Raw genomic sequence first — 14328 nt, forward strand, 5'->3', positions numbered from 1 at the left:
AAAAGCCTTCACATACTCGCACACTTTTTTCAATATAGAAATCTCCGACAATAAAACAGGAAACTGTCGTCATTGTTTTCATAAGTCGACAGCTCTACCCTGGGCTTCGGTGCCTAAGAAACGCCCAACGTGGAAGCCAGCCTCACTCACACAGCCGAAAACCGCCTGCCCTAAACTCAGACGGAGTAACGCTGCGCTAAGGCTGAGCCAGTTGGAGTTTCTTAAATCCGCTCTCTACGTTGGGCTCCTGCCCTTCCAAAACTCACGTAGAGGCCCTAGGAAATGCATAGTCAACATTTGCTCGACTTGCCGACAGCGAACAAAATAACCGAGACCGAGCCTTCAACTGCCGTAGTCTTCACCCGTCACAATCTTCACCTGCATGCCCTTCTTTTAGAAAACCAACCATGGTTCTGCGCGCGCGACCTAGGGCGTTTGATGGGCTGCTACCTCAATGAACGAACGACTCGTAAGCTAGATGCCGATCAACGGCAATACTTGAAGTTGCTGTTCCACGGTCAACCGGAAGACATGCTGATGATCAGCGAGTCCGGTGCATATGCACTGCTGGTCTATCACTACGCTCCAGAGAACAGGCTGCTACGGAGTTGGCTCACCAATGAAGTCGTCCCGACATTGCGTGATGAGCGTCAGCCCCGAACGGTGGAACGACCACTATTGAGCATGCTGGATTGGCCGGAGATGTCATTAAACCTGCTGCACTGGCAGGATGAAGGCTGGATTCGGCTTCGAGACATGCCCTATCTGTTGGTGAATCGAACCTATCGGAAAGAGTCAGCAAGGGTTCCGTGGTGGCGCAAAGTCACGCAAACTTTGCGAATGAAGCAGCGAATCTACTAGCGCAGACGACCGTCGAATCCCACCGACCTGTAGGAAATTTCGTAGACTCAATAGTGGCTACTCAGTATCGTCCGAGGGTTTTCTACCCTCGGCGGCTGTATGGATATTACGAAAGACAACACGGATTGGAACGACGCGGAACTGGCAGCAGCGGTCGAGGCGTACTTGAAGATGTTGGCCTGGGAAAAGAGCGGCCGGCCTTTCAACAAAGCCCTTGAAAACCGTCTTCTGCGTGAAGACCCGGTGGCTGGCCGTGCGAAGGGCTCCATCGAATTCCGCATGCAAAACATTTCCACCGTGCTTGTGCGTATGGGCTGGGACCGCATCGAAGGCTATAAGCCTGCCAAGAATGTGGGCACCGGCGTAGAACAACGCATCCGCCAAGCGCTCGCCGCGCAAGGTGTATTCGAATCCGAAGACGCGGCCCAGACGGCAGACGAGCAAACACTTATCCGCCGCGCATCCAAACTGCAGCAGCAACCGTTCCCTAAGCTGCCGGACGGCATTGCCCAGCCACAGAAAGTGTCGACCGTCAGCATGGCCTTTGTTCGTGACCCTAAGGTGCGCGCGTGGGTGCTCAAGGAAGCCAACGGCATCTGCGAAGGCTGCGGCTCAAATGCGCCTTTCGAGGTGGATGGTTTGCCATTTCTTGAAGTACATCACGTCAAGCACCTGGCCCAGAAGGGTTCGGATCGCACCACCAATGCTGTAGCCTTATGCCCCAATTGCCATCAGCGTTGTCACCGGTCGAGTGACCGGGAAGCTTTCACTGAAGAGCTTTACGCCAAAGTCGGAAGATTGGCACGGGAGTAAACTCCTGCGGTCACACCTGATGCACACTCAAAAAAATATTAGATAGGACCGAGGCCAACCCGTGAACCCAGACATGCTCGAAGCCGGCCCCGTAGACGCCAAAGTACTCTCCGTCTTTGACTTCGACGGCACCCTGACCCACCACGACAGTTTCGTGCCCTTCCTCAAGTTTGCCTTTGGTACCGGTGAGTTCTATGGCCGGATGGTCAAGCTGGCGGTGCCGGGGCTGCGCTTTCTGGTGCGGCAGATCAGCCGGGATGAGTTGAAGGCGCAGTTGATCCGCACCTTTATGACCGGGGTGGAGAAGGCGTGGGTGCAGCGCAAGGCCGAGGAGTATTGCCAGCGCAATTGGGCGCGGTTGATGCGCCCGGCGGGGGTGCTGTCGGTGGAACAGGAATTGGGCTCGGGGGCGGTGGTGACGCTGTGTTCGGCGTCGCCGGCGTTGGTGTTGCAGCCGTTTGCCGATCGGCTTGGGATCAGGTTGATTGGCACTGAGCTTGAGGTGGTCGACGGGGTGTTGACCGGCAAGCTCACCGGGAATAACTGCCGCTGTGAGAACAAGGTGCTGCGGCTGGAGGCGGTGTATGGCGACCTGGGGGAGTACCGGCTGCGGGCCTGGGGTGATACGCGCGGGGATCGGGAGTTGCTGGCGGCGGCGCAGGATGCGCACTTTCGGCATTTTCATGCGAAGAAGAAACGGCGGGCTCGGTTGCAGCGGTGATGCGGGTGGTGGGGTTGGCGGGGGATCGAGGTGGTCCCATCGCAGCCTCGCTGGGGCTCGACAGCGCCTACATTTTGCGCGGTGTCAGGCTGGATAGCGCACTACAGCGGTACTTTTAAGCAGCGATCCCGTTTTCTACGATTAAACCGTTAACGCGCTTGAACTCACCTTCATTGTTCGTCACCAGTACCAATCCAGAGCTTCTGGCATGACCGGCAATATGAAGATCATTAACGCCGATTGGCGTGCCCTTCTTTTCCAGATCTGAACGTATCGAGCCGTAGTGAAATGCGGCCCTGTCGTCGTAATGAACGACATCGAGCCGGGAAGTAAAATCTTCCACGGCTCGAGTATTTTTCTCTACGAATTGGCTTTTTTCAGCCCCGAGCATCAGCTCGGAGAGAGTGATTGACGAGATCACCATGCGGCCTACGTTCGCGTTGAATTTTTCCAGTATTTCAATGGGCCGACGCTTGATGATGTAAATCACGATATTGGTATCAAGCATGTACTTAATCATCAAAGGACTCTCGCTCTTGCTGGGTTTGATCGGCGCGTTCCTCCATAAAGTCATCAGATACCGGTTCGTTCGCAAGGAAAAAACTGTCCCACGTGTTTTCAATCGGCGAGATGATCAACTCGCGCCCCACTGCGCGGACCTCGACAGTTTTCACTCCTGCGGGAAAACGCATGTCGGCAGGGATGCGGATATTTTGCGTACGGTTGTTAGTAAAGATCGTTCCAGAAGACATTGAGAACACCTCTCTGGGATAGGGAATGGCTTGGAGAAAGATAGGCCGAGGATGCTCTATTGCATAGCTCTATGGCAGCCACCCGACGAACACCACGCTTAGAACTCATAGCGGGGAATGAACGCCGGTTATCGTCGATCAAGCCGGCTACATTTTGACCTCCGTAACAGCTGATATTTGCGTAATATCCCGCTATTCATCTCACGGACCCGAGCCCCATGAAATTCGACACGGCCTACAGCCTGAGTCTCGCTGACAAGCTGTCGATCTATGACGTGCGAGACCTGAATTTCGACGAAACCAACACCTTCGACTCCGGCAAGGACAGTTTCCTCTGCCCCAACGATGCCTGTCGTGCCGCCTTCGAAGCAGGCAATGTGCTGAGCACGTTTAACGCCAAGAACGTCAATTACCAACGCACTCCGCACTTCAAAAACACGCCGAGCACCCGGCATATCGACGGCTGCCGCTATGCCAGCGTCCATAAGAGCGCAGCAGGCGAAAACGACGATGAGCGTGAGGATAGTTTCCCATCGGAATTTGTCCTGACCCGACGTACGTATGAGCGTAAAACCGCAATGGACGGCACCGAGGGGTTGGGCCCACAAGATTCAGCGAAAATACCTTCAACCCGTAGCGGCGAATCTGTGAGTTCGAGCGACAGCACCCCGGACAAAACCAGCGTGTTTGCCCACCCGGTAGAGTGCTATGTGTCGAACATCGACGACAAGGACAGGCTCAAAAGCATGCCGCTTAAAATCGGCGATCAGACGGCGACCTACTGGACGTTTTTCAAGAAGATCGAATACCTGCAAGACAACAAGGGGCTGATCTACTGGGGCAAGATCAAAGCCATCAAGGACTACACCAGCAGCTTTCGCATCGACTTCGAAAAGAAGGTGTGGCTCGACAAGAAGCCTTACTCGGTCAACGTCTACCTGAGCAAAAAGCTCATCGAGAACTACCGCAAGCGCACGGCGTTCCTGGAGCAGATCAAGGCCGCGGCCGGCAGCGAGCGAGCCTTGTATTGCTTCTTCTATGGCGTGACGCCGGAGCTGAAACAGGTGCCGAGCAAGAAAAACCCCGAGCAGACGTTCGGGGTGTTCAGCGCGAATATCGAGAACCTGGATCACCTGATTATTCGCGAGGCGCCGGTATTGGAATAATGGGTTTTCAAAAATCCAGTAGATGAGCGGTCAAAACAACTGTACAAAAACACAGTATAGTTTGCCCTCCCCCGTCAAACCTGGAGACACCCCATGTCCTCTCTGGCAATGAGCTCTTTCGTCGAACAGCAGATCGTCCTGCATCAATTCACCGCCAAACACAGCGTGCAGGCCCGCGCCATGCTGGGCTGGAGCCGCGAAGCACTGGCCCGTCGGGCGGGCGTGACGGAAGAGGCTGTCCAGCAGTTTGAAAGCCAGGGCGATGTGGCGGATGAAACCCGCCTGGCCCTGGCGTTTCGGCTGGAGGCTGAAGGGCTGGTGTTTTTCCCGGGGTTTGCGCCGGGGTGGGGCATGAGTGTTCGTCAGTTTGCGACCTCACCTGCCGAACCCGTTGCACAAGGCGTCATCTCGCGGCTGATGAGCTCAACGGCGGCATCAATTGACTCACCAATGCCTCAACCGAATGGTGCGTAGAATCCAGCCGGGTCACCGGGCACGTCAGCGCCTTCAACCAGGTTTCATGCCGGCGTAAGCTCCGCAGGCTGTGGTTGCCGTTGTCATAGCGCGCGGCCCAGGCGAGGAACGCGACGCTGTTTTCATGGCGGTTGCCGCCCTCCAGAATCTGGTCCCCGTAACGTTGCACTTCCCGCTGGCGGAGCCGGTGCAGGCGAACGTCCGGGTCCAGGCGCAGGAACACCACCTGGGTGAAGCGCGGGATCATGGGATCGCCCCAGCCACACAGCGAGCCGGAGAGCACCCAGCTCTCATGGCCAACCGTATGTGCCTGCAGCAGTTGGATGCGCTCAGCCTTGGGCCGGGCGACGGTGTAGGGCGCCTCGGTGGGTTGCCAGTAAAAGTCGTCGGCGTCGAAGTACGCGACGCCCAGGCGTTCGGCCAGGGCGATGCCCAAGGTGCTGGTGCCGGCACCCGCGGCGCCGAGGATGTGGATTCTGTGGGCCATGCTTTGCGTTCTCCCAGGGCATTGAGTGTAAACCCTGGAAACACCGGGCCTGCCCGAATGCCGCAGGCGGCCGCCCATGTACCACTGTAGGAGCGAGGGGGACGCCTAGTTCTTGCTCGCGAAGAACGTCAACGATCACGCGGTAAACCTGATTCGCCGCGGCGTTCTCGGGTTTTTCGCGAGCAAGCTCGCTCCTACAAAAGTGACCGGTCAGTGCCCCTGCCGAGCGGGGCACCCAGGCCCTTCTGTAGGAGCGAGCTTGCTCGCGAAGAACGTCAACGATAACGCGGTAAACCTGATCCCCCGCGGCGTTCTCGGGTTTTTCGCGAGCAAGAACTAGGCGTCCCCCTCGCTCCTACAAAAGTTACCGGTCAGTGCCCGGCGCGCTCATTACACGTGATCAGGCTTGCGCTGTTGGCAGTTCAGCCCATTCGTCGGCCTCTGGCGCTGGCGCGAAGGGTTTGCCGGGCAAAAATGCCGGTTCCCTGATCGCCTGCGTCGCTTGTTCATAACCATAGGCCACCGACAGTAACGTGGCCTCGCTGTTGGCCGAACCATGGAAATAAAGCGCCGTAGGCATGCCTTCATCGTCCATGCCCGAGGGGACTGAAATCCCTGGGTAGCCAGCGGCGGCCGCGTAGAAATAGCGGTGGGACAGGAAGTTCGACACCAGGGCATCAAGCTTATGTGTCTTGAGCACGTCATCCACGGTGTTCTGGAAAATCGGGGTAATGTCTTCCCACAGCTCGTCACGCTCCTGCTGCGTAAGCTCCAGTTCATTGATAATTTCCAGCAGCTTCTGGTCCGGTTCGCCAGGCTGCTGGTGACGTTGATTGAATGCGATCAGTTCACTGAGCGACTTGACCGGCAGGCCCTCGCGTCCCGCCAGGTAACTTTCCAGCCGGTGTTTGACGTCCGTCATCAACGCTAGGCCGTAGGCCTCAAAAGCCGTATATGGAACAGCATCTTGCCGGGGCTGCACAGGGACCAGCGTCGCTCCCTTGGACTTCAACACCTCGAGCGCGTCGTCAAAATGCTGTTTATCCGCGCGCTTGGCGGGGTCCTTGGCCTCTTCGGGCGACAGTTCGGGTAGAGGGGTGTAGCCGATTCGCTTGCCTTTCAAGGCATCGGGTGTCAGGCCGACGGTATAGGCATCGGTCTGCGTCATGGCGTTGAGTGCCTCGGCCGCATCACGCACATTGCGCGTAAAGGTGCCCACCGCATCCTGCCGCGTGCTGGTCATAACGCCCTCGGTGCTCACCAGGCCGGTGGTGGTTTTCAGCCCGAAGACGCCGTTATAGGCCGCAGGCGCGATGATCGAGCCGTTGGTTTCAAGCCCCAGCGCCAGGGGCACAAGCCCTTGGGCAACCGCCACGGCCGAGCCTGAACTCGACCCCGCCACCTGCCCACCCAACCGATGGGGGTTGAGTGTCTGGCCACCTCTCGAACTCCACCCATCGACCGGCCTATCAGAGCGAAAGTTGGACAACTCGCTCATGGTGGTTTTACCCACGATTACCACGCCGGCCTTGAGCAGGTTGTCCACGACCTCGGCATTTTTTTTCGCCGGTGCTCCAACCAGCGCCTTGGAACCCGCACTGGTCTGCATATTGTCTTTTGTTTCAAACACGTCCTTGAGGGCGATGGGCACGCCGTGCAGGTACCCGCACTCACGACCGCTGGCGCGCTGGATATCACGTGCCTTGGCATCCTTGCGGGCGTCGCGGTTGGTTTCCACAAACGCGTTGCCTCCTTGCAACCCTTGATCGATGGTTGCGATTTGCGCCAATGAATCCTTCACCAGGGAGTCCGACGTAACGCCCGATGACTTGGCCATCTGCGCTGACATTTCATCGGCACTCTTATAGCCCTGAGGGGGATTGACCAGTGCTTGAAAAAGGCTTGTACCCCATCCAGCAAATGAAACGGATCCGAACATAAATGCCCCTGTACTTGACTGAAAGTGAAGGCTAACGGCTGAGAGCCCTGAGTCAGTCTAAGAAGAGAGTCACCTTTCGTCCTTGAGGCGATTCCTGCTATTTCGTACTACCGCTCCTCCCCAGGTGTAGGTCGCGGCGCGGTTTTTTCCCGTAGTAACTGGCCCACGTGCCGCATCAGCACCGCCAAGCGTTCGTTGGTCCCACGAGCGCTGTAGAACCACAGCCGCGTGCCGTCTTCCAACGGCTCGCAAACACCGGGATACCCAAGGCTGCACGCCCCCTGAAACGCAGGGCTCTCGCCCTCGCAGACCACCGCATCAAGGCGCTGCTCAGTCACGTGAATATCGATTTCCTGGCGGCTCTGCACGGAAAACTGAAGGGTCGTGTCCGGCCGTCGAACGGCCACCGCCACCAATTGCGCGCCGGCCTGGCGCAGCATGTCGAGGGCCCGGGTGAAGGTCGCGCCGTGCTCTACCGGTTCGCTGGCATGCTCACTTACATCCCGCGCGACAAACCCGATGCGCCACCCCATCAGCCCCTGAGTCGGTGCAAACGCTGTGTTGTTCAGCACCAGGGGGACTTCCACCATCACCGGCCCCGACGGGTCCACACCGCTCAAGGCAATGAGCGACAACGCCGGATCGCGTACGGTTTTCATCATTGGGCCGGGGATATCAAACCTGGGAAGGGGAATACCGGCTACCGGGCGTTCCGGCGCCACAGTGCCACCGAAAGCAATGCTGCCTCGGCCTTCGCTCGGCATCAGGGTGGGCGATACCAGGGGCAAACAGCCGGTGCCCGATGGCAACGAAGGTGCGACGGGGCAAGGCGCGCCCGGATGCCAATATTTCTTACACTTGTCGTCCATCAATAACACCCCTGAACACTGGATTTCAGGGGATCATCGCACCGTCGTCCGAGGTTTGTCGCAGCAGCGAAACACCTTGAAAACTCCTTTTTCCGAGGGTGTTGTCCTTCAGCTCAAGACCTGTTCTTCCAGCCCTTGAATCTCCACCTCCAACCACCACGCGTGCCCACGCTCAGGCTGACTCAAGCTGAACGCCTGACCCATCGGCGGTGTAGCAATCGACACATTGCGCTCCCACGCCAGCGCCATGATGCGGTCAAAGGGTTCGTGCCAGGCATGAAACGCCAGGTCGAAGGTGCCGTTGTGAATCGGCAGCAGCCAACGCCCCTTGAGGTCGATATGGGCTTGCAGGGTTTGCTCGGGTTGCATGTGCACATGGGGCCAGTCGAAGTTGTAAGCACCGGTTTCCATCAGAGTCAGGTCAAACGGACCGTACTGTTCGCCGATGCGCTTGAAACCGTCGAAGTAACCGCTGTCGCCGCTGAAAAAGATCCGCCGCGCGGCGTCGATCATGACCCAGGAGCACCACAGGGTCTGGTTGGCATCAAACAGCCCGCGCCCGGAAAAATGCTGCGCAGGCGTCGCCACAAAGCGGATGCCATCGACCTCGGTGCCTTGCCACCAATCCAGTTGGCGAACCTTGCCGGCCTCGACGCCCCACTTGATCAGGATATCGCCCACGCCCAGCGGCGCGAGAAAATGACGCGTCTTCTCGGCCAATTGGACCACCGCCTTGCGGTCCAAATGGTCGTAGTGGTTGTGGGAAAGGACCACTGCCTCCAGCGCAGGCAGCTCGTCAAGACTGATGGGCGGTGCATGGAAACGCTTAGGGCCCGCCCAACTGAACGGTGAGGCACGCTCGGCGAATACCGGGTCGGTCAGCCAGAATTTACCGCGCATTTTCAGCAACACGGTGGAATGCCCGAGGCGAAACACGCTGTGATCGGGGGCTGCCAGTAACTGGTCGCGGGTCAGCGGTTGTACCGGGATCTCGCCCACCGGTCGCGTGGTGCGCGGCTTGTTGAACAGCATGTTCCAGAAGATACGCAGGGTCTTGCCAAAGCCACCGTGTTGCACCGGGGCGTCATTGCTGAACTGCCGTTGGCCCTGCGCGGCAGGCTTGGGCACCGCGGGCGAAGGCTTGAGACGGGTTGAAATCATGGCCATTACAAGGTGACTCCTACAGACCGCCCATGAGTTACACTGCACAGTGTAGTTTAAAGACTGCAACAAAAGCCCAAGCAAGTAAACTCCCCAGTGTAATTTTTCTTCAAGAGACGAGTGCCCCATGACTGCCCCTCAACGCCTCACCGACCGCAAACGCCAAGCTATCGTGGCAGCGGCCATCGCCGAGTTTCGGGATAACGGCTTCGAGGTCACCAGCATGGATAAAATCGCCGCCACCGCCAGGGTTTCCAAACGCACGGTGTACAACCACTTCCCCAGCAAGGAAGAGTTGTTCGCCGAGATTCTCCACCAATTGTGGGCCAGCAGCGTTGCCCAGCTCGATGTCAGCTATGCCAGCGACCGCCCGCTGCGCGAACAATTGCGCGAGTTGCTGAAGGCCAAGATGAAGATGATGTCGGACGCCAACTTTCTCGACCTGGCAAGGGTCGCCATCGCCGCCACCATCCATTCACCGGAACGTGCACAAGACATGGTCAACCGCCTGAGCGGGCGCGAAGAAGGCTTCACCCAATGGGTACGCGCAGCGCAGGAAGACGGGCGTCTGTCCTGCACCGACCCGGCATTTGCCGCCCACCAGATCCAGGGCATGCTCAAGGCCTTTGCCTTCTGGCCGCAGATTACCCTCGGCCAACCGATCCTCGATGCCGCCAGCCAGGCCAGCGTGATCGAATCGGCCATCGACCTGTTCCTCGCCGGTTATGCCATCACCCCGCCTCGCCAGGTATAAGCCCTGTTGCATGCGCGACATTCCAGGTCGTTTTTGACGCCTGCGCCTTCTGTTTTGCGCAAATGGCCCGGAAGGACACTGATTATTCCTACAGGAATGACTGACAATATTCACGAGAGTTATCCGATCAACGGCTCTCTGCGCGAACGCGTGTCGTCGTCCCTGCAAAAAAGAGCTGACCCGGTAATCTATGAATAACAGAGAAGGCAAAGGGCTTTCCTTTGCCCGGCGTATCTATACGCCAAGAATCTTCGGCGCAGCCATGTGCTGCCTCAGTGTGATCGTTGCCCTGCAGCCATTGCCGATGCCTGGCTGGGTCTGGGCATTGCTGCTGTTCAATGGGGTTGCCTGGCCGCACCTGGCGTATCAGTTGGCAAGCCGCGCCAAGGTTCCCTACGACGCCGAACTGCGCAACCTGGTACTCGACGCGTTGTTCAGTGGTTTCTGGGTCGCAACGCTGCAGTTCACACCGTTAACCACCGTGACCTTGCTGTCGATGGTCTGCATGAACAATGTCGCCGCTGGCGGCAAGCGCCTGCTGTTACGCGGCGCACTCGCTCAACTGCTCGGCGCCGGGGTGGCGGTGCTGCTGTTCGGCGTGCACCTGAACCCCAGCGTCAGCATGACCCAGGTGTACGCGTGCCTGCCGATGTTGACCTTCTACCCCATGGCCATCGGCATGGTCTGCTATCAATTGGCGATCAAGCTCTCGGAACACAAACGCGCCCTCAGTGCCCTGAGCCGTATCGACAGCCTCACCGGCCTGCTCAATCACGGCTCATGGAAAGACCTGCTGCACCTCAAGTTTCATAAGTGCCATCAACAGCAAAGCCACGCCACCATCGCGCTGATCGATATCGACCACTTCAAACAGATCAATGACACCCACGGCCATATCGTCGGGGACACCGTACTGCGGCAAGTGAGCCTGGAGTTGCGGCGCAACCTGCGGGAAAACGACCTGGCCGGGCGGTACGGTGGCGATGAGTTCTGTGTGATTCTGCCGCACATGCGCCAGGACGAAGCCGCACGGGTCATGGAGCGCATGCGCGAAACGTTCAGCAACTATCGCGCCCCGCACATCCCCGAGCTGCGCGTGAGCCTGAGCATCGGCCTGGCGGATTTCCAGCCCACTTTCGGCGATGCCGCCATGTGGCTGAACGCGGCGGACCAGGCGCTGTATGCCGCCAAGGACACCGGGCGCAACCGGGTCCATGTGAATGACGACAGGGTCGCCCATTTCGCTTGAAGTCGCCTGCCGCCACTGATTTTGAATGTGCCGTCCCGCCCCTGAGTTGCGGCACTGTGCCACCACTGGTCGCCTCCCCAGAAAACGTCCTGCACCTGGGGCGAACTTCTGGTCAGCCTCATCACTCTGAACCCGTTGTTCCCCAGCTGTCAGCATCAGGACGCCGACAATGAGCAAGTCAACCGTGCGGCGCATGCCCTACGGAGACAGGCGCATAGACATGGATCCCCCAAGACGCTTGCTTGCCCGAGCCCCCGAACATGCTATTCAACGCCGCGAAAAAAACCATCAGCGCCCTGCAACACGCCCTTGCGCAACACACCAGCCAACTGACCGCCATTGAACGCTCCATGGCGGTCATCGAATTCGACCTGCAGGGTAATGTGCTGCGGGCCAATGACCGTTTCCTCGACACCCTGGGCTATCGCGCCGAGCAAGTCGTGGGGCAACCCCACCGGATGTTCTGCACGCCGGCCTTCGCGCGCAGCACCGAGTACAACCAGCTGTGGACGCAACTGCGCAGCGGCCAATTCCAGTCCGGTACCTTTGAACGGGTGGGTGCCAAGGGGCAGTCGGTGTGGCTGGAAGCCAGCTACAACCCGGTACACGATGATGCAGGGCGTGTGGTCAAGGTGGTCAAGTACGCCATGGACGTCACCCCCCGCGTGCAGGCCGAGAGTGAGGCCAGCGCCAAGCTGGCCGCCATCGACCGTGCCATGGCGGTGATCGAGTTCAACCTCGACGGCACCGTCATCACCGCCAACAGCAACTTCCTGCAGCGCATGGGCTACAGCCTGGCGCAGGTCCAAGGCAAGCATCACCGGTTGTTCTGCACGCCGGAGCTGGTCAACAGCCCGGCCTACGCTGACTTCTGGGGCCGCCTGAACCAAGGCCAGTTGTTCAGCGGCCAGTTCGAGCGTGTCGATAAAAACGGCCAGACCGTCTGGCTCGAGGCCAACTACAACCCGGTGTACGACGCCAGCGGGCGCCTGTGCAAAGTGTTGAAACTCGCCTCGGACGTGACCGCCAGGGTGCAACAGCATGCGGCCGATGCAGCAAGCGCGGCCAAGGCTTATCACATTTCCCTCAACACCCGGGACATCGCCGAAAAGGGCGCCGAGGTGATCCAGCAAAGCGCCAGCGGCATGCTCGAGATTGCCGCCGACATCGACGGCTCCTCGCAGTTGATCGCCAAACTGGGCGAGCGCTCGCAGCAGATCACCACCATCGTCAACACCATCCGCGGCATCGCCGACCAGACCAACCTGCTCGCGCTCAACGCCGCCATCGAGGCGGCCCGAGCCGGGGAGCAGGGTCGTGGGTTCGCCGTGGTGGCCGATGAGGTCCGGCAATTGGCCGCGCGTACCAGCGGCTCGACGACGGAAATATCCAGCATGATCGCGATGATCCAGGACGAAACCCGTCAGGCCATCGACAGCATGGACGGCACACGCGACCGCGCGGCCCAAGGTGTGGAGCTGGCCAACCGCGTCGGCACGGTGATCCTGCAGATCCGCGAAGGCACCAGCGAGGCGGTGCAGGCGGTCAGTGCGTTTGCCAATGAGCGCGGCGCTCACTAGGTAGGGCCTCGGGTTGTTCATGTGTAGGACAGGCCGCCAGGGCTATAGTGAAAACCTGTCTTAACCTTGAGAACCCGAGCCCATCATGACCCCAGACAAAGCCAAAGCCGCCGCGGTGGACCACCTGCGCTTCCACCGCGTGCACGCCCATCTGGCACCGACCTTCGGCAACGACACCTTTGCCCTCAAGGCCGAAGCCTTCGCGCGCTTTTTCGGCACCCCCGCCTTCCTCGGCGCGCAGACCGCCATCGTGATTCTGTGGGTGGTGCTCAACGTCAGCGGTATCACGCACTTCGACGCCTACCCGTTCATCCTGCTCAACCTGGCCTTCAGCCTGCAGTCGGCCTATGCCGCGCCGCTGATCCTGCTGGCGCAGACGCGCCAGGCCGCGCGCGACAAGGCGCAATCCGACGCCGATGCGCAGCACCGCGAAGCCATTGCCATTGCCAATACCGAGCGCCAGGCCCAGGCCGCACAGACCACCAAGCAATTATTCGAACTGCTGGAACAAAACACGCGGCTCACGGAAATGACCAAGCAACTGACGGAACACGTCGCAAGCCTGACCAGCGAAATGCATGAGCACTTCGTACGCAAACCTAACGCGCCGGCAACCGCAGATGCCGGCCCAGCTCATCAAACAGGGTCACCACCGAGCGCAGCGCCCGACAATCAGGACGCGTGAGCAACCACAACGCCGTGTCGTGCCCGACCAACGCAGGGCCCACGGGATGCAGGGCGCTGTCGAGGAGAAAATCCGGCAGCGCCGCCACCCCCAGCCCGGCGCGTACCAGTTCGGTGACCGACAACATACTGTTGCAGCGGTAACTGGGGCGCACGCTCGGCAGGTGTTGGCGGCGCCAGGCGACGCTGGGGTGATCGGGCAGGAAGTCATCCGGTGCGATCCAGGCCAGCTCGGTCAACGCGCGGCCTGCGTGGTGGCGGGCATAGTCGGCACTGGCGAACACCTGATACGACACCGCGCCAAGGCAACGCCCTACAAGGTGCTCGGGCGGCGTGCGGGTCAGGCGTAGGGCGATATCCGCATCGCGGCGACTGAGGTTGGCAAAATCATTCGAGGTGCTCAGCTCCAGGGTGAGCGCCGGATACTGCGGCATGAATTGCGCCAGTGCCGGCAGCAGCAAGCCTTGCAACACCGAATCGGTGCAGGTCAGGCGCACGGTGCCGCTGATCACTTCACCGCCCTGTTCCACGCCCACCCGCGCAGCTTCCAGCGCTTGCTCGGCTCGTTCGGCCTGCTGCGCCAGGTTGCTCGCCAGGCTGGTGGGCAGGTAACCGCTGCGGTTTTTTTCAAACAGCGTCTGGCCCAGCGCCGCTTCCAGGCGCCGCACCGCGCGGAACACCGTGGAGACATCCACCCGCAGCAACGCCGACGCCCGCGCCAAGGTGCCGCCGCGCACCAATGCGAGGATCAGCGACAGGTCGGCGTAGTCAATTTGATAGTGCATGGCTGCATTGAGCATGTGGGCAAATGCCAATAT

15 protein-coding genes and 1 pseudogene are annotated in these 14328 nt (G+C 59.5%); 9 read left to right on the forward strand and 7 right to left on the reverse strand.

What is annotated here, in order from left to right:
* Positions 1-282 precede the first annotated feature (282 nt).
* The 3 genes from AB4O05_RS25945 to AB4O05_RS25955 all read left to right on the forward strand — a co-directional run bounded on the left by AB4O05_RS25945 (position 283) and on the right by AB4O05_RS25955 (position 2395).
* Positions 283-861 carry a BRO-N domain-containing protein gene (locus AB4O05_RS25945; RefSeq protein WP_460134578.1) on the forward strand — a complete coding sequence of 193 codons (579 nt, stop codon included), beginning with the start codon at positions 283-285 and terminating at the stop codon, positions 859-861.
* Positions 862-960: 99 nt separating this feature from the next.
* A complete protein-coding gene (locus AB4O05_RS25950; RefSeq protein WP_460134577.1) occupies positions 961-1674 on the forward strand; it encodes an HNH endonuclease in 714 nt (237 codons plus the stop codon).
* Between the two features lie 73 nt (positions 1675-1747).
* The gene (locus AB4O05_RS25955; RefSeq protein WP_460137743.1) at positions 1748-2395 is read left to right on the forward strand and encodes an HAD-IB family hydrolase; all 648 of its coding nucleotides are present in this window, start codon (positions 1748-1750) and stop codon (positions 2393-2395) included.
* A gap of 115 nt (positions 2396-2510) precedes the next feature.
* On the opposite strand, the gene vapC is transcribed toward AB4O05_RS25955, so the two are convergent.
* Together vapC and vapB are read right to left on the reverse strand one after the other, a co-directional pair.
* The gene (vapC, locus tag AB4O05_RS25960) at positions 2511-2915 is read right to left on the reverse strand and encodes a type II toxin-antitoxin system tRNA(fMet)-specific endonuclease VapC (RefSeq protein WP_460134576.1); all 405 of its coding nucleotides are present in this window, start codon (positions 2913-2915) and stop codon (positions 2511-2513) included.
* Positions 2908-3147 (reverse strand): type II toxin-antitoxin system VapB family antitoxin, encoded by a 240-nt coding sequence (gene vapB, locus AB4O05_RS25965; RefSeq protein ID WP_460134575.1) that lies wholly within the window; start codon positions 3145-3147, stop codon positions 2908-2910. Before vapB ends, vapC begins: the two co-directional genes overlap by 8 nt.
* Positions 3148-3365: 218 nt before the next feature.
* Here vapB and AB4O05_RS25970 point away from each other — a divergent pair, with 218 nt between their 5' ends.
* Together AB4O05_RS25970 and AB4O05_RS25975 are read left to right on the forward strand one after the other, a co-directional pair.
* Positions 3366-4313, forward strand: a complete 948-nt coding sequence (locus tag AB4O05_RS25970) for a hypothetical protein (protein WP_460134574.1) — start codon at positions 3366-3368, stop codon at positions 4311-4313.
* Positions 4314-4406: 93 nt separating this feature from the next.
* Positions 4407-4787 carry an XRE family transcriptional regulator gene (locus AB4O05_RS25975; protein WP_460134572.1) on the forward strand — a complete coding sequence of 127 codons (381 nt, stop codon included), beginning with the start codon at positions 4407-4409 and terminating at the stop codon, positions 4785-4787.
* On the opposite strand, the gene AB4O05_RS25980 is transcribed toward AB4O05_RS25975, so the two are convergent.
* The 4 genes from AB4O05_RS25980 to AB4O05_RS25995 all read right to left on the reverse strand — a co-directional run bounded on the left by AB4O05_RS25980 (position 4717) and on the right by AB4O05_RS25995 (position 9249).
* Positions 4717-5274: an AAA family ATPase gene (locus AB4O05_RS25980; RefSeq protein ID WP_460134570.1), complete on the reverse strand. Its 558-nt coding sequence runs from the start codon at positions 5272-5274 to the stop codon at positions 4717-4719. The two genes, AB4O05_RS25975 and AB4O05_RS25980, sit on opposite strands and share 71 nt — an antisense overlap.
* 400 nt (positions 5275-5674) lie before the next feature.
* Entirely contained in the window at positions 5675-7123 is a 1449-nt protein-coding gene (locus AB4O05_RS25985; RefSeq protein ID WP_460134568.1) for an amidase family protein, read from the reverse strand.
* 197 nt (positions 7124-7320) lie between these two features.
* On the reverse strand, positions 7321-8082 hold the full coding sequence (locus AB4O05_RS25990) for a hypothetical protein (protein WP_460134566.1): 762 nt from the start codon (positions 8080-8082) through the stop codon (positions 7321-7323).
* Between the two features lie 108 nt (positions 8083-8190).
* Positions 8191-9249: an MBL fold metallo-hydrolase gene (locus AB4O05_RS25995; protein WP_460134564.1), complete on the reverse strand. Its 1059-nt coding sequence runs from the start codon at positions 9247-9249 to the stop codon at positions 8191-8193.
* A 121-nt stretch (positions 9250-9370) separates the two neighbouring features.
* Here AB4O05_RS25995 and AB4O05_RS26000 point away from each other — a divergent pair, with 121 nt between their 5' ends.
* The 4 genes and pseudogenes from AB4O05_RS26000 to AB4O05_RS26015 form a co-directional block, all read left to right on the forward strand.
* Positions 9371-9997 (forward strand): TetR/AcrR family transcriptional regulator, encoded by a 627-nt coding sequence (locus tag AB4O05_RS26000; RefSeq protein WP_460134563.1) that lies wholly within the window; start codon positions 9371-9373, stop codon positions 9995-9997.
* 190 nt (positions 9998-10187) lie between these two features.
* Positions 10188-11246, forward strand: a complete 1059-nt coding sequence (locus AB4O05_RS26005; protein ID WP_460134560.1) for a diguanylate cyclase — start codon at positions 10188-10190, stop codon at positions 11244-11246.
* A gap of 260 nt (positions 11247-11506) precedes the next feature.
* Positions 11507-12826, forward strand: coding sequence for a methyl-accepting chemotaxis protein (locus AB4O05_RS26010; protein ID WP_460134559.1), 1320 nt, complete (start codon positions 11507-11509; stop codon positions 12824-12826).
* A gap of 85 nt (positions 12827-12911) precedes the next feature.
* Positions 12912-13424 (forward strand): annotated as a pseudogene (locus AB4O05_RS26015) (DUF1003 domain-containing protein); the annotation flags it as partial.
* Position 13425: 1 nt separating this feature from the next.
* On the opposite strand, the gene AB4O05_RS26020 reads toward AB4O05_RS26015, so the two are convergent.
* On the reverse strand, positions 13426-14310 hold the full coding sequence (locus tag AB4O05_RS26020; RefSeq protein ID WP_460134558.1) for a LysR family transcriptional regulator: 885 nt from the start codon (positions 14308-14310) through the stop codon (positions 13426-13428).
* Positions 14311-14328 lie beyond the last annotated feature (18 nt).

It is taken from the genome of Pseudomonas sp. S1_G07 (assembly GCF_054668565.1).